Source organism: Pseudomonas saxonica (assembly GCF_007858365.1).
GTDB lineage: Bacteria > Pseudomonadota > Gammaproteobacteria > Pseudomonadales > Pseudomonadaceae > Aquipseudomonas > Aquipseudomonas saxonica.
In genome coordinates, this window is sequence record NZ_VFIO01000003.1 from 76,639 (window position 1) to 96,060 (window position 19,422).

15 protein-coding genes are annotated in these 19,422 nt (G+C 54.4%); 6 read left to right on the forward strand and 9 right to left on the reverse strand.

Annotation, left to right across the window (positions count from 1 at the left end; translation table 11 throughout):
• Positions 1–100: 100 nt before the first annotated feature.
• Positions 101–1,321 carry an aspartate aminotransferase family protein gene (locus tag FJD38_RS10070; RefSeq protein ID WP_122783402.1) on the reverse strand — a complete coding sequence of 407 codons (1,221 nt, stop codon included), beginning with the start codon at positions 1,319–1,321 and terminating at the stop codon, positions 101–103.
• Between the two features lie 627 nt (positions 1,322–1,948).
• Between FJD38_RS10070 and FJD38_RS10075 the strand changes: the two genes are divergently transcribed.
• Positions 1,949–5,890, forward strand: a complete 3,942-nt coding sequence (locus FJD38_RS10075) for a leucine-rich repeat domain-containing protein (protein ID WP_146385176.1) — start codon at positions 1,949–1,951, stop codon at positions 5,888–5,890.
• A 3-nt stretch (positions 5,891–5,893) separates the two neighbouring features.
• Here the strand turns inward: FJD38_RS10075 and argR are convergent, their stop codons facing one another.
• From argR to acs, 7 genes are all read right to left on the reverse strand, one after another.
• Positions 5,894–6,874: a transcriptional regulator ArgR gene (gene argR / locus FJD38_RS10080; RefSeq protein ID WP_122783404.1), complete on the reverse strand. Its 981-nt coding sequence runs from the start codon at positions 6,872–6,874 to the stop codon at positions 5,894–5,896.
• Between the two features lie 108 nt (positions 6,875–6,982).
• Positions 6,983–7,747: an ABC transporter ATP-binding protein gene (locus tag FJD38_RS10085; RefSeq protein ID WP_122783405.1), complete on the reverse strand. Its 765-nt coding sequence runs from the start codon at positions 7,745–7,747 to the stop codon at positions 6,983–6,985.
• 23 nt (positions 7,748–7,770) lie between these two features.
• Positions 7,771–8,883 carry a succinylglutamate desuccinylase/aspartoacylase family protein gene (locus FJD38_RS10090; protein WP_122783406.1) on the reverse strand — a complete coding sequence of 371 codons (1,113 nt, stop codon included), beginning with the start codon at positions 8,881–8,883 and terminating at the stop codon, positions 7,771–7,773.
• Positions 8,884–8,886: 3 nt separating this feature from the next.
• Complete coding sequence (locus tag FJD38_RS10095; RefSeq protein ID WP_122783407.1) at positions 8,887–9,585, reverse strand: ABC transporter permease; 699 nt, start codon at positions 9,583–9,585, stop codon at positions 8,887–8,889.
• The gene (locus FJD38_RS10100; protein ID WP_122783408.1) at positions 9,582–10,271 is read right to left on the reverse strand and encodes an ABC transporter permease; all 690 of its coding nucleotides are present in this window, start codon (positions 10,269–10,271) and stop codon (positions 9,582–9,584) included. The genes FJD38_RS10095 and FJD38_RS10100 overlap by 4 nt, the downstream gene beginning before the upstream one ends.
• Before the next feature lie 104 nt (positions 10,272–10,375).
• The gene (locus FJD38_RS10105) at positions 10,376–11,158 is read right to left on the reverse strand and encodes an ABC transporter substrate-binding protein (RefSeq protein WP_122783409.1); all 783 of its coding nucleotides are present in this window, start codon (positions 11,156–11,158) and stop codon (positions 10,376–10,378) included.
• 510 nt (positions 11,159–11,668) lie between these two features.
• Entirely contained in the window at positions 11,669–13,624 is a 1,956-nt protein-coding gene (gene acs, locus FJD38_RS10110) for an acetate--CoA ligase (RefSeq protein WP_122783410.1), read from the reverse strand.
• 415 nt (positions 13,625–14,039) lie between these two features.
• Here acs and FJD38_RS10115 point away from each other — a divergent pair, with 415 nt between their 5' ends.
• The 4 genes from FJD38_RS10115 to FJD38_RS10130 all read left to right on the forward strand — a co-directional run bounded on the left by FJD38_RS10115 (position 14,040) and on the right by FJD38_RS10130 (position 17,122).
• Complete coding sequence (locus FJD38_RS10115) at positions 14,040–14,303, forward strand: DUF2790 domain-containing protein (RefSeq protein WP_122783411.1); 264 nt, start codon at positions 14,040–14,042, stop codon at positions 14,301–14,303.
• Positions 14,304–14,391: 88 nt separating this feature from the next.
• Positions 14,392–14,805, forward strand: coding sequence for a heme utilization protein (locus FJD38_RS10120; protein WP_146385178.1), 414 nt, complete (start codon positions 14,392–14,394; stop codon positions 14,803–14,805).
• Positions 14,806–15,305: 500 nt separating this feature from the next.
• The gene (locus tag FJD38_RS10125) at positions 15,306–16,553 is read left to right on the forward strand and encodes a ribonucleotide-diphosphate reductase subunit beta (RefSeq protein WP_146385180.1); all 1,248 of its coding nucleotides are present in this window, start codon (positions 15,306–15,308) and stop codon (positions 16,551–16,553) included.
• 251 nt (positions 16,554–16,804) lie between these two features.
• Complete coding sequence (locus FJD38_RS10130; RefSeq protein WP_122783415.1) at positions 16,805–17,122, forward strand: helix-turn-helix domain-containing protein; 318 nt, start codon at positions 16,805–16,807, stop codon at positions 17,120–17,122.
• Between the two features lie 22 nt (positions 17,123–17,144).
• Here FJD38_RS10130 and FJD38_RS10135 read toward each other — a convergent pair whose 3' ends face one another.
• A complete protein-coding gene (locus FJD38_RS10135; RefSeq protein ID WP_146385182.1) occupies positions 17,145–18,185 on the reverse strand; it encodes an MBL fold metallo-hydrolase in 1,041 nt (346 codons plus the stop codon).
• Between the two features lie 142 nt (positions 18,186–18,327).
• Here FJD38_RS10135 and FJD38_RS10140 point away from each other — a divergent pair, with 142 nt between their 5' ends.
• Positions 18,328–19,410: a diguanylate cyclase gene (locus FJD38_RS10140; RefSeq protein WP_146385184.1), complete on the forward strand. Its 1,083-nt coding sequence runs from the start codon at positions 18,328–18,330 to the stop codon at positions 19,408–19,410.
• Positions 19,411–19,422 lie beyond the last annotated feature (12 nt).

A 19,422-nucleotide genomic window follows, 5' to 3' on the forward strand; every position in this document is an offset into this window, starting at 1 on the left:
ATAAAAGGGGGGGAAAGTTGAGCCTGCGTACGCAGAGCACGGCGCACAGGCTCGTCACATAAAAAATCGACGCCCGATCTCTCAAGCGTCGAGGTCACACTCAGGCTTGCGCCAGTGTTTTCACCGCGCGCTCGAAGCGGTTCAAGCCTTCTTCGATATCAGCCTCTTCAACCACCAGGCTTGGCGCGAAGCGCACCACATCCGGGCCAGCCTGCAGAATCATCAAGTTTTCTTTTTCGCAGGCGTTGAAAATGTCTTTCGCTTTACCCTTCCAGGCATCGTTCAACACACAGCCGATCAACAGGCCCAAACCACGCACTTCAGTAAACAGGCCGTATTGCTGGCCGATGCTTTCGAGGCGGGTCTTGAACAGGTCGTGCTTGGCTTTCACGCCATTCAATACCTCAGGGGTATTGACCACATCGATCACGGCATTGCCGACCGCGCACGCCAGCGGGTTACCGCCGTACGTAGTGCCGTGTGTACCCACAACCAAATGTTTGGCCAGGGCTTCAGTGGTCAACATGGCGGCGATCGGGAAACCACCGCCCAGACTTTTAGCGCTGGTCAGAATGTCGGGCGTGACGCCGTAATGCTGATAGGCAAACAGGTGACCGGTACGGCCCATACCGGTTTGCACTTCGTCAAACACCAGCAACGCATTATGTTGATTGCACAGCTCGCGGGCACCTTGCAGGTAGTCCAGCTCACCGGGCAGCACGCCACCTTCACCTTGGATCGGCTCCAGCACCACGGCACAGGTCTTGTCCGAAATAGCTGCTTTCAAGGCTTCAAGATCGTTGAATGGCACATGGGTGATGCCGGTGATCTTCGGACCGAAACCATCGGAGTACTTCGATTGCCCGCCTACGTTCACGGTAAACAGCGTGCGGCCGTGAAAGCTGTTGAGTGCGGCAATGATCTCGTATTTTTCTGCACCGAAACGATCGAACGCAACGCGGCGAGCCAACTTGAAGGCAGCCTCGTTGGCTTCAGCACCCGAGTTACAAAAGAACACGCGGTCCGCAAATGTGGCGTCAACCAACTTCTTAGCCAGACGCAAGGCCGGCTCGTTGGTGAACACGTTAGACACGTGCCACAGAGTGTTCGCTTGCTCAGTCAACGCACCGACCAGCGCCGGATGCGCGTGGCCCAGCACATTTACGGCAATACCACCCGCGAAATCGATCAGCTCTCGGCCTGACTGGTCCCACACGCGGGAGCCGGCACCCCGCACAGGAATAAAGGCCGCAGGGGCATAGTTGGGAACCATGACCTGATCGAAATCGGCGCGTTGCACCGCAGCTTGCTCAACGGACATCGGAGTCTCCTGAAGAGGAACGCCTACCTAAACTGGTGAGCGTTGGGGGGATTGTAAGGACACATGAGGGTCGAGCCTTGCCGCCAAGCGACAACTTCTTATAACGCTCAACCCATTTTTCGAAGGTTTTCGACAATGCGACATATTCCGTCACAAAGGCGCAGTTTAAACGCTGCGCCTCTTGTTCGGCAGTGTAAAACCAAATTGATTTTCCCCAAGACAACCCGCTACTGCCCATGCGCGCTCGTCATTGAGGTTGCCCTACCGCTCACAAGCACTGATTCAGGACCCACTGCGCTCGCAGGGCAGCGGTTTACTTAGCGGGAATTGCCCCCGCACTTGTTGTAACCAATGAATATATTTAACCAATTAAACTACATATGTATATAAACCCAATTACACATTCAACTTATCAAGCCGGCCCTCTACTCTAAACTTACAACACCTTTATCTCTGTAGAACATCATCATGAACACGCCACACTCTGTCATTGCCAACCCGGCCAACCCTATCCAAAAATTTGCCCACTTCAACCTTATTAAAAATGCGCTCCCCTCCTGGGCACTATCATTACCCTCACACACTTTAAGCGATTTAAAAAAAACCAACCCAACACTCCATACCTCATTGAAAAATATTACTTCCACGCAAAATAACGACTTCAAAAAAGTACTGCATCAGCGCCAGATTGCCCATCAGAACCTCGAAGCAGAACTGACCAACAGTCTGGACGTACTCGCGTTTGCCGAACCTTTGCTCAAGCAATATATCCAGGCTGACTACGGGCTTGATTTGAATGTGAATGATATTTTTATCAACCTGTATGTGGCCCCTACCCTGCCCATCGTTGGTGTTCCCGACAGCGGCGCCCACACTTGGCGGGTCTCGCTACTTCAAGCGGCCCTGCACAATTTCGAACTCGCTGAAAGCTTGCCCAATGCCTACCTACCCGAATCAGGGTTTATCAGCCGTCCGGATGAGCTGGGGCGCTTTGCGGCACGCGATGATATAACCCAAAAAATGCCCGTCTCCGGGTTTATCCTTTTATGCCGCACACTCGACCTTGGGGCGCGTTACAAGGCTTACCTCAAAGAACTGTTAGGGCTTAATGATCGAGCTAAACAATTACGGCTTAAACAAAAAATACGCGATAGCCATATTGCAAACCTGAAGGCCGATTTGGCGCATGGATTTCTGACACAGCAGACTGCGACTACCACCCATGCCTCCCTAACGGCTTTTATTTCGAACCTGAACCAGGACTGGAAAACCTATACTTTTTCTTTATTTTCGATGGCTGTAGACGGGGTACTTATTTTTATACCCGACCATCAGCGGTCCATTGTGGTGTCGATACCCAATGACCCCCTGCATCCGATCAAGGAGTATGTGTCGATTGGCAGTTTTATCGAGCACCTGACAACCCGCTTGAAGTCTGTGGCCTACCAGCAATTTATTAGCCGACTCGTGGATCACGCTCAATTGGCTGCGTTTTTTTCGGCACTCAAATACACCTACTTCAACGTGATCATCGACAAACCGAACGCCCCTGATGTTGCGCTACGAGATTTTGGCTTCGTCGAAGAGCTCGTCCCGATCAGTGATCCATCACTGGCGTATTCAACGTCCCGCGTGGTGGACGATGTATGGGAAACCCTTTACAGCAAAAAGCTGGCGAAAATATTCACGGATGCCAAAACACTGGCCGTTTCGACTGATGCCGAAGACCGCAAAACCCGGCAAGACCGATGGGACCGCATTAAGCGGATTGGTACGGCGCTGTTCAATGCTGCCCTGTTTGTGGTCGCACCTTTTGTCCCCGTCATTGGCGAAATAATGCTGCTGCAAATGGCTTATCAATTACTGGATGACGTTTATGAAGGCGTTCACGACTGGGTAGAGGGCAAAGCGCTCGAAGCCTATGAACATATGTTTTCAATACTGGAAAGCGCCGTCCAAATTGGGCTGTTCGCGGTGGGCGCTAAAATAATCGGCGACCTGCTGCCCAAATCCTCCACGTTCGTGCAACACCTGAAACCTGTTCAAAGCAACGACGGCGTTACCCGCTTATGGCATGCGGATCTCAAACCTTATGAACATCCCACCCGACCACCCGCCACTCTGCAACCCAACAGCAAGGGACTGCATCGTTACAACGATTCAGAGTTCTTAACCGTCGACAACACCACCTATCAAGTGCAAGAAGGTGGCCGCCCTCCCCAGTACCGAATAAAACATCCTGTACGACCCCAGACTTACTCCCCTCGGCTGAGGCATAACGGTAGCGGAGCGTGGTTGAGAGAAACGGAAACGCCTCTGCAGTGGACTGATGCGCAACTTTTCAGACGCCTTGGCCCGTCATATGCCGAGTTTTCCGAAGAAGAAGCTGCCAATATTTTAGCCATTTCCCGCACGGATACTGCCGTCTTGCGCAGCATCCACGACAACGCCCTTCCTGCTCCGGCCCAATTGGCCGATACCGTGCAGCGCTTCAAAATCGATAAAGACATTGAACAGTTTATTGCCCAAATGGAAAGCCCGGACCGGGCCGTACGCCTCAATGCTGACCCCTACACTCAATTACAACTGCTCATCGACAATGAGCACTGGTCAGCATCCAAAGGTTTAAGGGTACTGGATCAAGAGGGGTGGGTGATTGTTCAATACCCTCCGGATACTGCAAGCGCCTCTTACGTCCACATCTTTGAATCGCAAATCAAGGAAGGCGAATTACTGAGCACCGTGCTTGAGGAGCTGAACGAATCAGAGAGCCGTCTATTACTGGGAGAAAGCCCAGCTTTCGGTGATGAGCTGCCCAACCTTCAGGTCAAAATTGACAAGCTCTGCAGCAACTTGGCGCGTGAGGCTCGCCGCAAGCGGGTACAGCTGTTCAATTCGCGCTACACCACTGTGCAGTTGCGCGGCACTGCGCAATCAGCACTATTGCAAAAAGCCTTCCCGGGCCTTTCCAGTACTGCGGCACACGAACTGATCTGGCACGCCCGGGGCGATGAGGTATTGGAACTGCTCAATCACAAAACCATTCCCATACGCCTGCAAGAAGAAGCGCGGTGGCAGGTCATGGAGTCCAGAGTCTGCCGGGCCTATGAAGGTTTGTACCTGGATTGCGTCAACGATCCTGACAGTGAGTGGCTGACCCTTAAAACGATTGAGACCCTGCCCGGCTGGTCCAAAGCCGTGCGCCTTGAGATCCGCGACGAGGACTTTGAAGGCCCGTTGCTTAATAGCCTTGGCGACGAAGCCGCGCCGATTCGCAAGGTGTTGATCAAGTCCGGAAACCTTTACCGCGCGCGCGACAATCTCAACCTTGAACTGCACGGCCCGGACGATTTATACAGCGCCCTGCTGCACGCCTTGCCCGACCAGGAACGCAATGAACTGGGCTTTCCCCATGTAGGTCTTGGCAGCGAGCTAAAAAGCGCAGTACGCAAGCAGCCCTTATTGCCACGCCTGCCCGTCAGGCTGTATCTGGAGCAGCCGCCGGTTGCGCAAGACTTCAAATCGGCAATGCAACTGGCACATGGCCGTGCCAGTTATCCTCTGCTGGGGGCTGATGCGCCGCAACGTCCCTTTTCAAACATAGAGCGCCAAGTGCAACAGCTCTACCCCAGCCTCAACGCTCGAGAAAGAGCACGCGTCATGGCCAGCTTTCCCGCTACTGAAGAACTGGCTCAACCGGTGCTTGACGGTTTACGTACTGAGTTGCAAGCGTTGCGCGATGATCTGGAACTCTGGACGCTCAATGCCCCTTCAGTGAACCAGCGAACAGGCGAGATGATCTCGCCCAATTCAAGAGTGGCAAGCGTTCAAGACCGGCGGGCATTTAGCAGGGAGCTAGAAAGATGCTGGCGCCGGCAAACGGCCTTTGACAACCATTACGCAGACCCGAACCGCGATGGCTTCGAACTCACGGTTGTACGGACGATCGTGGAAGATATGCCGCAGATCAGTGCCGACTTCAATCACGTCACTTATCTGTCTTTGAGCGGATTGGGGCCGGTGGTCGGGGTAAACGAGTTTCTTCTACGCTTCCCCAGATTGCGTGTGTTGCAGCTTCAGGGCTTTGAACTCGATCTTCTGCCTGAGGCTATTTTTTCGATGCCGGACCTGACGGAGTTACGCCTGGAGGGCAGCGCGATTACCTTGACGCCCGAAAGCGCAGCAGGCCTGGCCGGGCTTGAGCACCTGGAATACATCGATCTGGACCATAACCCACTCATTATCACGCCTGACTTCAGCAACATGCCCAACCTGAGCACGCTGCATTTACGCAATACGGAGATAAGCGAGTTCCCGAGCTCGCTGCTTGGCCTGTCCGAGCTGGAAGTCATCGACTTGAGCGAGAACCTGATCAGAGAGTTGCCGGACGATCTTTTCATTGCCCCGACCTACATCACCGAGGCGCTCGACCTGGAAGACAACCCCCTCTCACATGAGAGCCTGGGTCGTGTTCGCGACTACTTCAATCAAACCGGCATTGACATGAGTGTCGAGCTTGAGGCTCCGCCTGGTGAAGAGCCTGTCGTCATTAGCGATGCAGAGGAGTAACCATCAACCGCGCTCGGCGGGCGCCGAGGACAATTCGAAAGGGCTGCTGCTGCGCCGCTGATTGCGATCTTCTCGAGGCGTGGCGCCAAAGAAGTTGCGGTAAGCGCTGGAGAAATGCGGCCCTGACGAAAAACCGCAGGACAGGCCGATCTGAATGATCGACTTGCTGGTTTGCATCAGCATTTGCCGGGCCTTGTTCAGACGCAGTTCCAGATAATACTGACTCGGCACACGATTGAGGTACTGCTTGAAAATACGCTCCAACTGCCGGCGAGATACGCACACATGCTGGGCGATTTCATCGGTAGTCAGCGGTTCTTCGATGTTGGCTTCCATCAGCAATACCGCTTGGGTCAGCTTGGGGTGGCTGGAGCCCAGACGATTTTGCAGCGGAATACGCTGACGCTCACCGCCTTCGCGAATTCGCTCCACCACCAGCTCTTCGGACACGGCACCGGCAAGCTCTGCACCGTGGTCACGGGCTAAAACAGCCAGTAGCAGATCCAGCACCGACAACCCACCGCATGCGCTCAAGCGGTCGCGATCCCAGTCAAATAAATGGCTGGTGGCGATCACCTTGGGAAAGCGCTCGGCGAAGTCATCCTGCCAACGCCAATGCACTGCCGCACGATAACCATCGAGCAACCCCAATTGCGCCAGTGGGTAAACCCCGGCAGACAGCCCTCCGATCACACATCCGGCACGTACCAATTGCTTGAGTGCGCTGCTCAAGGCCGGAGCGATGGCGATTGGCGGCTCATCCGCCAGCAAAAACAGCTTTTGGTAACCTTCAAGCTTGCCAGCCCAAGGCTCGCCGGGCAGTTGCCAGGCGCCCTCGGCGGGAGCCTCAGCCTGCAAAAACGACAATTCATAAACGACTTCGGGATGCACGCGCTGAGCAACACGCAAGGCTTCCTCAGCCAGCGCCAGAGTCAAGGCTTTGGTGCTGGGCCAAATGAGAAAACCAATTCGATGGGCGGTCATAGCGTGCTATCCGGAACGAAAACAGGATTAAAAACAAAGGCGCCAGGCATGTTTCGCGCGAAACGAAGCATGCCCTATATGAGTGCATAGCGGCAGTCTTAAAATTAACTACTTCAAGCTGCCCGACAGAAACTGCTGCAAACGCTCGCATTGCGGATTAACCAGCACTTCGCGCGGGTTGCCGCTTTCTTCAACGATACCTTTGTGCAGGAACACCAACTGGTTAGACACTTCACGGGCAAAGCCCATTTCGTGGGTAACCACCACCATGGTGCGGCCCTCCAGCGCCAGATCCTGCATGACCTTCAGTACATCACCTACCAACTCAGGGTCGAGCGCTGATGTCGGCTCGTCAAACAGCATGACTTCAGGCTCCATTGCCAACGCCCGGGCGATGGCCACACGCTGCTGCTCACCCCCAGACATATGACCGGGGTAAGCGTCCTTGCGATGAGACACACCGACCTTGTTCAGGTAATGCTCGGCCTTTTCCCTCGCATCGGCTTTAGACATCCCCAACACATGCACGGGCGCTTCCATGATGTTTTCCAACGCGGTCATGTGCGACCACAGGTTGAAATGCTGGAACACCATCGACAGGCGCGAACGCATGCGTTGCAGTTGCTTGGGATCAGCGGCCTTGAGCCCGCCGTCCTTGTTGGCGACCAGTTTGAGTTCTTCGCCATTGAGCAAGATCTTGCCAGCATGCGGCTGTTCAAGCAGGTTGATGCAGCGCAAAAAGGTACTTTTACCAGAACCGCTGGAACCAATAATGCTGATCACGTCGCCAGCTTTGGCAGCCAGTGAAACGCCTTTGAGCACTTCGTGAGCGCCATAGCGTTTATGCAGGTCTTGGACTTCAAGTTTGTACATGCTGTCGGTTCTCACAAAAACAGTCAGTCGTTGAGCAAGCGCCCGTGACGCAAAGGCTCGCGCCCCGCCACTTTGGCCAGCCAGAAACCGGGTTGGGCATAACGCAGTCGCTCAACGGCGAATAATACGCCGGCCGTACCTGCGCATACCGTACTGACCCGGTCGGATAAAGGATCAATCACTTCAAACACCGGCTCGCCGGCTTCTACCCAGGCGCCCGCCGGACGTAAAAAGCTCACCACACCAGGGTGCGGCGCAAACAGTAATTCAGTGCCCTCAAAGGGCATGCCTTCGCACGGTTCATGCTGCGCGCTCGGCCACTCGCCCGTGATCAGGCCTTGCTCAGCGAGAAACGCCAGAATGCCTTCGGCATACGCTTGTGCTTCCGCACGCCCGGTGTCGGACTGCCCGCCCAGCTCCAGGGTGGTAGCCATACACGCCAAAGGTATCTGTGCATCGCCAAACTGACGCTGCAATCTGAGCCATGGCAAAGAACACGCCTCATCAAAAGAACTGCCACCCGAATCTTCGGCCAGCAACCCGACACGCATATTTAAATGCCCAGCCAGCGAGCGCCATTTGGGCCAATGCTGGGGCAATGCATACATGTGCAGCGCAGCCTCGGCATCGCAATGCAGGTCCAGCACAATATCGGCATTGCAGGCATGACTCAGCAGCACTCGTTGCATCCCTTGCAATTGAGTGGTGGCCGCCGGCAACCCCGTCAGCACTTCAAGCATCGCCTGACGAATCATACGAATATTGGCATGCGGGTCATCACCCAAGCGCCCTGCCAGCTTCGCGGCCACAGGCTCACTCAGCTCAACGAAGTCGCGGTTGAAGTTCTTGCCGCTGCCGCACTCGAAGCGCCCCTGATGATTCCCTTGCAACAGTTGTCCAAGGCCCAGAGGATTGGCCACTGGCACCAACTCGATCACACCGTTCAGGAAGCCTTGAGCCTCCAGTTCAGTGAGACGTTTTTTCAGCTCCCAAGCGCAACGCATGCCCGGCAGCTCGTCGGCATGCAAACTGGCCTGAATATAAGCCTTGCGTTCGCCAGCTCCGAAACGAAACACCGTGATCTGGCGCTCACTGCCCAAGCTGCTCCACGGCAATACATGATCGATACGTTCCATGGGTCAAGCCTTGCGCGGGGCCATATAGCCCAGCCAGCGGCGCTCGGCCAGTTTGAACAGGCGCACCAGAATAAAGGTCAGGCACAGGTAGAAAATACCCGCCGTGATGTAGGCCTCAAATGGCAAGTAGTACTGCGCATTGACGGTACGTGCCGCACCCGTGATGTCGATCAGGGTGACGATAGACGCCAGACTGGTGGTTTGCAGCATCATGATCACTTCGTTGCTGTACTGCGGCAGCGCACGGCGCATGGCCGACGGCAGCAAAATACGGCGGTACATTTTGGAACGCGACATGCCCATCGCCTTGGCGGCTTCAATCTCGCCATGCGGCGTGGCCTTAAGGCTGCCGGCAATGATCTCGGCTGTGTAGGCGCTGGTATTGATGGCAAACGCCAGGCACGCGCAAAAGGTCGCACTCGACAGCAAGGGCCACATAAAGCTCTCGCGCACTGCTTCGAACTGAGCCAGACCGTAATAAACCAAAAACAGCTGCACCAGCATGGGCGTGCCACGTATCACATAGGTGTAAAGCCAAGCCGGAAAATTGACCCAAGGCTGTTTGGAGACACGCATCAGCCCCAGCGGTACCGCCACCAATAGACCGAAGAACAGGGAAATCCCCAACAGCTTGAGGGTTTCCAGCAAACCACTCAGATACAGCGGCATGCTGTCCCAAATGACGGTGTAGTCGAAGATCATAGATCAGCCGCCTTTACGCCTACCGAGTAGCGCTTCTCAAGTTGTCGCAACGCCAGCAGCGAAACACTGGTCAACACCAAGTACATCGCGGCGACGGCCAGAAAGAATGTGAACGGCTCACGCGTGGCATCGGCTGCCTGCTTGGCCTTGAACATCATGTCTTGCAGACCCACCACTGAAATCAGCGCTGTGGCCTTGGTCAATACCAGCCAGTTGTTGGTGAAACCCGGGATCGCCAAGCGAATCATCTGCGGGACCAACACCCGGAAAAACACTTGAAAGCTGCTCATGCCATAAGCCATGCCGGCTTCGGCCTGACCCTTGGGGATGGCCATGAAGGCGCCGCGAAAAGTCTCGGAGAGGTACGCACCAAAAATAAAACCCAATGTGGCGATACCAGCTGCCAGCGGATTCAGATCAATGTAATCGTCGTGGCCCAGCATGGGCGCCACGTTGTTAAGCAAGTTTTGACCACCGTAAAAAATCAACAGGATCAGTACCAGATCGGGAATCCCGCGGATGACCGTTGAATACAGATCACCCAACCAGGCCAGCCAGCGCACCGGAGACAGGCGCAACGAGACACCGATCAGACCTAGAACAATGGCCAGAGCCATGGACGACAAGGCGAGTTGAAGCGTCAGCCAAGCACCATCGAGGATGACAGGCCCGTAGCCTTTCAACATGATTCCGGCCCTCGAAAAATTAGCTCGAAAATTAAGATGAAAAAATGGCGCAAACTTCAGAAATTCTGTTGCTTGCGCCATTTCAGACAAATTGCAGCGATGAATTACTTCGCGTCAGCGCCGTAAATATCGAAGTCGAAATACTTGTCTTGAATTTGCTTGTATTTGCCGTTTGCACGTATGGCAGTGATCGCTTCGTCGATCTTGCCTTTAAGTGCATCGCCTTTACGAACGGCGATACCTACGCCATCGCCGAAGTATTTAACGTCGGTGAACTGTGGGCCCACAAACGCATAGCCTTTGCCTGCGTCGGTTTTCAGGAAACCGTCTTGCAACAACGTGGCGTCGGCCACTGTGCCGTCAAGGCGACCCGCCTGTACGTCCAGGTAAACTTCGTTCTGCGAGCTGTAAGGAACAACCGTGGCGCCTTTAGGGGCCAGAACTTCCTTGGCGAAACGGTCATGGATCGAACCGCGCTGCACGCCGATTTTCTTGCCTTTGAGTTCGTCAAGGCTGTCGCTGACGACCGTGCCTTCTTTCATCACCAGACGCGCTGGGGTCAAGTAGTAACGAGTGGTGAAGTCGACCGATTTCTTGCGGTCTTCGGTGATGGACATCGAAGACAGAATTGCGTCGATCTTGCGCACTTTGAGTGCTGGAATCAGGCCGTCGAATTCTTGCTCAACCCACACACACTTGACTTGCATCTGCTCACACAGAGCGTTGCCGATGTCGTAGTCGAAGCCAACGATGCTGCCATCCGGCGCCTTGGAGGCAAACGGAGGGTACGCTGCTTCGATACCAATTTTCAGTGGTTTTTCATCTGCGAAAGCCTGCAGGGACAGCACGGACAGTGCCAAGGCGCCAAGAAGCACGAGTTTCTTCATCTTAGGACTCCATCGGTAAAGGGCAATAAAGGCAGAGTGAGCGCGAGCCCAATATGCAGAGGTTGAACCGGGAATGCGGCGCCACGTCCTACTGGCGTTCTGCTGAGGTCAGCACAACAACGACGAGCGAGTGAGGGGCATTCTAACGACAGGCTTCAAGCCGTTATTTCTTCAATGCGACAACAAATTACAGATGCACCGAGAAAGGCGACTCTAGCAATTGACAGCTCTTCAAATTCATGCAAGAGCAAAAAACATACAACCTAGGCAAGTTGCAAATAGCGGGCCTATTATTCGCAAAGCCTTCTATTCCGGCAAGTGTAGCGTTTCATCTAATCCCGTATCGCCCCTGAAACCGCTCTAAAACAGGGCTTTTGGTGTCCAAAGGCCACACATTGGGGCAGTCGGTTACACCTTCGGGTAACAGCCCAGGCGCTCAAAACGGTTAAAAAGCCCAATAAAAAGCCCCTCCAGGCTGCGCCGGGAGGGGCTTGATCAGATTAAAACGCGCTATGCGACCTTCATGCCTTTGTGGGTATCAATCAAGTGCTGCACCACACCCGGATCAGCCAAGGTGGAAATATCACCCAAACCGTCGTACTCACCGGTGGCAATCTTGCGCAGGATTCGGCGCATGATTTTACCCGAGCGGGTTTTTGGCAAGCCCGGCGCCCATTGAATGACATCAGGCGAGGCAATCGGGCCGATTTCCTTGCGCACCCAGTTTTTCAACTCAAGACGCAAGGCTTCGGTGGGCTCTTCGCCGCCGTTAAGGGTGACGTAAACATAGATGCCCTGCCCTTTAATGTCGTGAGGCACACCGACAACCGCGGCCTCGGCAACTTTAGGGTGAGCCACCATAGCGCTTTCGATTTCCGCCGTGCCCATGCGGTGGCCGGATACGTTCAGCACGTCATCCACACGACCGGTAATCCAGTAGTAGCCATCTTCGTCACGGCGTGCGCCATCACCGGTGAAATACATGCCGCGGAAAGTCTTGAAGTAGGTGTCGACAAAGCGGTCGTGATCGCCATACAAGGTACGCGCCTGACCCGGCCATGAATCCAGAATGACCAGATTACCCTCAGCTGCGCCTTCAATCAGATTGCCCAGATTATCGACAAGCCCCGGCACTACACCGAAGAACGGACGTGCCGCTGAACCCGGTTTTAGTGCGTGAGCGCCAGGTAACGGGCTCATCATGCAAGCGCCCGTTTCGGTCTGCCACCAGGTGTCGACGATCGGGCAACGCTCTTTACCCACGGTGGTGTAGTACCAGTTCCAGGCCTCAGGGTTGATCGGTTCGCCCACTGAACCCAGCAAGCGCAAGCTGGAACCGTCAGCGTCTTTAACGGCAGCCTGACCTTCGGCCATCATCGCGCGAATGGCCGTTGGAGCGGTATAGAGGATATTGACCTTGTGTTTGTCGACGATTTTCGACACCCGGGTGATGTCCGGATAGTTCGGCACGCCTTCAAACAGCAGCGTGGTGGCACCGTTGGCCAACGGCCCATAAACAATATAGGTGTGACCGGTCACCCAGCCCACGTCAGCCGTGCACCAAAACACCTCGCCCGGACGGTAATCGAAAACCCGCTCGTGGGTCAGCGCCGCATAAAGCAGGTAGCCGCCAGTGGTGTGCTGTACGCCTTTGGGCTTGCCCGTGGAGCCGGACGTATAAAGGATAAACAGGGCTTCTTCAGCGCCCATTTCTTTAGGGGCGCAATGCGTCGAGGCCACGGCCATCAAATCGTGGTACCAGATGTCGCGGTGCTTGTACCAGGCAATGTCACCACCGGTACGCTTGAACACGATGATTTTCTGCACGCTTGAGGTATCAGGGTTGGTCAACGCCACATCGACGTTGGCTTTGAGCGCTGTGCGCTTGCCGCCCCGCACACCTTCGTCGGCGGTGATCACCACTTTGGATTTGCAGTCAATGATCCGGCCAGCCAATGCTTCCGGCGAGAAGCCGCCAAAGACTACCGAATGAATGGCGCCGATGCGGGTACAGGCCAGCATGGCCACCACGGCTTCGGGCACCATCGGCATATAGATCGTCACCACGTCGCCGCGGTGCACATCCTGCCCGCGCAAGGCGTTGGCCAGCTTGCACACTTCTTCGTGCAGTTCACGGTAAGTGACATTGCGCTGCTCGGAAGGGTCGTCGCCCTCCCAGATGATTGCGATTTGATCACCGCGCTCGGCGAGGTGGCGATCCAGGCAGTTGTAGGAGACGTTGAGAGTACCGTCTGCAAACCATTTGATATCGACATGATGGTCGTCAAAGGAGGTTTGCTTGACGGTCGTGAACGGCTTGATCCAGTCGAGACGCTTGGCTTGCTCGCGCCAGAACCCGTCGGGGTTAACGACAGATTGCTGATACATCGCCTTGTAAGTCGCCTCGTCGGTCAGCGTATTGGCGGCAACATCCGGGCGTACGGGGTACAGGGAAGCGGCACTCATGTCTCATACCTCAATGTTTGTAGTTGTTGTTTTCCCTTGTTGTAGCCGGGCCTAGGCGCGACTTCCATTCGACGTTGGTAGTAAGAAACAGCTAGAAAACCCATAGCTTTTGTAGCGACGGCTCAAGGACGGGACTTACAGCTGCCTGCCCTTCTGTGCCCGCCCTTAAAAACACACGCGACAAACGGTCGCCTGCCCTGATTGTTGCAAAAACCGTCAACAGTCTTTATCAAAAGACCCTCTATATACCCGTACGGCACAGGCATAAAATTCATTTCGCCAACCAAGGCACTGCGATTAACACAAGTTACTGCCCCCACGAAGGTAAGTTTAGTCGCTCTTCCTAACTTAGTTTTACACGCAGCCTCACAAGGGTTGCGTGACCTTACTCGACCAAAATACAGGTATTGATCAAATGAAAGCGTTGTTAGTTCTGGCCCTCAGCAGTGTGTGCTTTACCGCCATGGCCGATGAAGTTAGCACTCAAGCTTCCAGCCAGCCACCTGCTGTAGAGCATTACTCTTACTCTTCGGAGCTGGACATTGCCAAAGTGATTTCCATGAGCGAAATCCCCAATGTCTGTGAAGTGGTACCGGCGCAAATGGTTTATGAAGACTCCCAAGGCATGAAACATACCCTTGAATACCGCGTAATGGGTAATGGTTGCTCCAACGGCTAACGCCACTCTTACACACTGGTATTAATAGTTTTATATAACTAACTCGGGCGAACTCTTTATTAAACGCCCCTTCTCAGGACATCGACAAATGGATCGCTCACTGGTATTGGCCATTGGCATATCGGTATTGGCAAGTGTCGCTTTCGCGGCTCAGGGTTACGAGAGTTTACAACGCGTGACGGTTTCACAAGACGGTACCGAATACTCCCGCAATGCCCATTATGTTGAAGACGGTTACGACAGAACCCGCTCTGCCACGTTTGCAGAGGATGGCTACGACAGCACTCGCTCTGCCAAGTTTGCAGAGGACGGTTATGACAGCACCCGCTCTGCCAAGTTTGCAGAGGATGGCTACGACAGCACCCGCTCTGCCAAGTTTGCAGAGGATGGCTACGACAGCACCCGCTCTGCCAAGTTTGCAGAGGATGGCTACGACAGCACCCGCTCTGCCAAGTTTGCAGAGGATGGTTATGACCGCACGAACGGTCATCGTTTAAGCTGAGACCGCATCGACTGATCGCCCGGTTCAGGCCGGGCTTAGTCTGCCTTGGTGTAAAACCCGCTCCATCCCTCTCCTGCTTCCTGCCCTCCCCCCTGCGACGCCTTCCCCACGCCCTGAAACTTTGCCGACCAAACCTTGCCAAGCCCCAGCCTTGCCGCAGGCATGTTTGAAATTAGGGCATTTCGTCGCATCGCCTCTAAAAAAACTGGCTGAAATACCCCGTACAAAAGCCGTATACTGGCGCCTTCCGAAGGGGCAGCAATATCCCTTGAGCGGGCTGTAGGCCACGCGCGTCCGGCCTTGTGGGCCGAGGTGAGATGCAACACACACAGCATCCCCTTAGCGACAGCGGGACAGCCCCCGAATAAATTCATGTTTTTGCGTGCGTACATCGCTACTGCAGCAACATTTCTTAGATCCAAGTGGCCTATGGCCGTGTGACAACCAAACATTCAGTGTTACCACACGGGCGCAGGCCCTCACGCAGGAGACGACACGTCATGCTGAGCTGGGACGAATTCGACAAAGAAGACGGCGAAGTGGCCGTTAAAGGCGCCAACGCTGGCCACGCCACTGAAGCCAACATGGACCGCCTGGACACCGCTGGTGGCGTTGCGGCTCAGGAAGCTCGTGCAGTCACTGCCAACGACTCTGAAGCAATCAAGCGTGCCAAGGCCGCCCTGGACAACCTCGACGTCGCCGAAGGTCTGGCTGAACTTGAGGGCGCCAGTGCCCGTGTAGCCGTTGACGAAAAGATGATGATCAACTGCCGCGCCGACCTTAACCAGTTGGTCCCGTTCAAGTACGACTGGGCCTGGCAGAAGTATCTCGACGGTTGCGCAAACCACTGGATGCCGCAAGAAGTCAACATGACTGCCGATATCGCCCTCTGGAAAAACCCGGAAGGCCTGACGGACGACGAGCGACGCATCGTCATGCGTAACCTGGGCTTCTTCTCAACAGCCGACTCCCTGGTTGCCAACAACCTGGTACTGGCCGTGTACCGCCTGATTACCAACCCGGAATGCCGCCAGTACATCCTGCGCCAGGCGTTCGAAGAGGCGATTCACACCCACGCTTACCAGTACTGCATCGAATCGCTGGCCATGGATGAAGGCGAGATCTTCAACATGTACCACGAGATTCCATCGGTTGCTAAAAAAGCCACCTGGGGCCTGAAGTACACCCGTTCAATCTCCGATCCAAAATTCGAAACCGGCACCGTAGAAACCGACAAAGAGTTGCTGCGCAACCTGATTGCCTACTACTGCGTGCTGGAAGGCATCTTCTTCTACTGCGGGTTTACCCAGATCCTTTCTATGGGTCGTCGCAACAAGATGACCGGCGTTGCAGAACAGTTCCAGTACATCCTGCGCGACGAATCCATGCACCTGAACTTCGGCATCGACGTGATCAACCAGATCAAAATCGAAAACCCGCACCTGTGGGACGCCGAAATGAAGGAAGAAGCTTCGCAGATGATCCTGCAAGGCACCCAGCTGGAAATCGAATACGCGCGTGACACCATGCCACGCGGTGTATTGGGCATGAACGCTGCGATGATGGAGGACTACCTCAAGTTCATCGCTAACCGCCGCCTGTCGCAAATCGGCCTGAAAGAAGAATATCCAGGTACCACTAACCCATTCCCATGGATGAGCGAAATCATGGACTTGAAGAAAGAGAAAAACTTCTTCGAGACACGGGTTATCGAATACCAGACTGGCGGCGCACTGAGCTGGGATTGATCCCTGACTCGCCTGTTCGCCGACGTTAAAAAAGGGTTGCCTACGGGCAGCCCTTTTTTATTGGACGCGTTTTATCGAAAACATGAATCGAAAATTTAGACCCTGACTCCAACGGCACCCCGCTTGAACCGGGGCCACGGGCAATGACTCTCCCTCAGCACTGATCAGAAAAATGAGTTTGATGAGCGCAGAAAACAACTGTATAAAAACACAGTGTATTTTCAAGCATCGACTCAGCCCGGAGAATCCCCATGCCCAACTCAGCCATGCGCAGCACATTCGAGCGCATCATCATCAATCAATTTACTGCTCTGCACTGCGCACAAGCCCGTGAAATGCTCGGTTGGACCCTCGAACAACTGAGTCAGCAATCAAAAGTTTCAGTGGCTGCCATCCAGCGCTTTGAGGCCGGAGAAGCCATACGCGATGTCACGCGCCTGGCTTTGGCATATAGCCTGGAAGCGCAAGGCCTGGTCTTCTTTCCTGGGTTCGCACCTGGCCGTGGCGGTAATATTCGAGGGACGACCCCAGACCCGATTGGCCGCGAAGACTTCGCCCTGATCGAGTAACACCCACTACTAAACAGTGCGCCTACTTGACCGAGGGGCCTGTCCGGGTTTGCGCATCAAACCACCAGGCACGCCACTTGTGCGGCTGTAGCAAGTTGAAGGCCTCGCCCATCGGTGGCGTTGTAATGAGCACATTACGTTGCTCTGCCAACGCCACAATTCGATCAAATGGCTCATGCCAGGCATGAAAAGCCAAATCAAAGGTGCCGTTGTGAATCGGCAGCAACCAGCGGCCTTTGAGGTCAATGTGGGCCTGCAAACTCTGCTCAGGCTGCATATGTACGTCTGGCCAATCGAGGTTGTAGGCACCCGTTTCGATCAAGGTCAGATCAAAGGGTCCAAAACGCTCACCAATTTGTTTGAAACCGTCGAAATAACCTGAATCACCACTGAAAAAGATCCGCACATCATTGATGACTATCACCCAAGACACCCACAGGGTCTGGTTATGGTCAAACAGACCTCGCCCCGAAAAGTGTTGGCTCGGCGTCGCGATAAAGCGAATACCGTCTAACTGCGTCTCCTGCCACCAGTTTAATTGCTGAATTTTTTCACTCGCCACCCCCCACTTCTCGAGCAGGTCACCCACCCCCAGCGGCGCCAGAAAATGCCGGGTTTTGCCCGCTAACTGCAAAACTGTTTTTTGATCGAGATGGTCATAATGGTTGTGCGAAAGAATCACGGCATGCAAAGGGGGCAGCTCATCCAGACTAATGGGTGGAGCATGGAATCGCTTGGGCCCCGCCCACTGAAAAGGTGAGGCACGTTCGGCATACACCGGGTCGGTCAGCCAGAACTTGCCATTGAATTTCAGCAATATTGTTGAATGGCCAAGACGATAAACGCTGTAATCCGCAGCCGCTTCAAGCTCTAGACGGGTTAACGGCCGCACAGGAATGGGCTCGGCTGGCCGGGTATTGGCGGGCTTATGAAATAACAACTTCCAAAAGATAGCCAAGGTCTTGAAAAGACTGGACGCGGGCATGACTCGCTCATTTTGAAAGCGCCCTTGATGCTCCTTTGCAGGCTTAAAGCCATCATTGTCTGACGTGCTAAATGGCATATGGCTACTACCCCTCGACGGAAATAATATAATTGCGCTTGCTTTTAACACCCGGGAGCGTCAATGGTGATTTCACTCCACCGGGCTAGTGCAGTAGTCGTCATAGCCAGGCTTTGAGCCTAAACATATTGCGCAGATAACTATGGATAATCAAAGAGGCAAAGGCTTGTCGTTCGCACGGCGGATCTATACTCCTCGGGCCATTGGCTCAGGGTTTGGCGGACTCGCGTTAATCCCTTTTCTCTACCCGCTCGACATCCCGATATGGACGTGGGCGCTTCTGCTGGTGAATGCTTTTATATGGCCGCACCTGGCCTATCAATTGTCGACCCGTTCGGCCTATCCCTACAAAGCTGAGCGCCGTAATATTTTGGTCGACTCGCTGGGGGGGGGCTTTTGGGCAGCAAGTATTCAGTTTAATCCTCTTCTCACCGTCATCATCATATCGATGATGATGATGCATAACGTCGCCGCAGGAGGCCCGAAGCTACTGCTGCGCGGTGCATTGGCACAAGTCATCGGCGCTCTTGTTTCCTGCCTGCTTTTTGGTGCGTCATTCAACGCCCACACCTCTAACCTTCAAGTCTATGCCTGCCTGCCTGTGCTGATCCTTTATCCCTTTTCAGTCGGCATGGTCAGTTACGGGCTGGCAATCAAACTGGCAGAGCACAAAAGCACCCTCAGAGCCTTGAGCCGTACCGACAGCCTGACAGGCCTGCTGAACCACGGTTCATGGAAAGACCTGTTGCAGCTGAAATTCCAAAAGTGCCAGCAAAACCAATCCACCGCCACACTTGCACTGATTGATATCGACCATTTCAAACACATCAATGACACGTTTGGGCATCTTGTCGGTGACAGCGTACTGTGCCAGTTGAGCACAGAACTCCAGCAAAACCTGCGCATTGAAGACTTGGCCGGACGCTACGGCGGGGATGAGTTTTGCGTCATTCTGCCCAATCGCTCACTGTCACAGGCCAAGGAAATAATGGAGCGTGTGAGCCAGGTATTTTGTGACTTCAGGCACGCCGCAGAACCCGAATTGCGAGTGAGTCTGAGCGTTGGCCTGGCGTCCTACCGAATTGAATATGAAGACGCGTCTGCGTGGCTCAATGAAGCCGACAAAGCGTTGTACATCGCGAAGAAGACAGGTCGTAACAAGATCTGCACCGGAGCCGCTGACCTGCTTTTTGATTCAGCACCGATAGATCCTTTAAGCACATAAAGCGAGAATCAA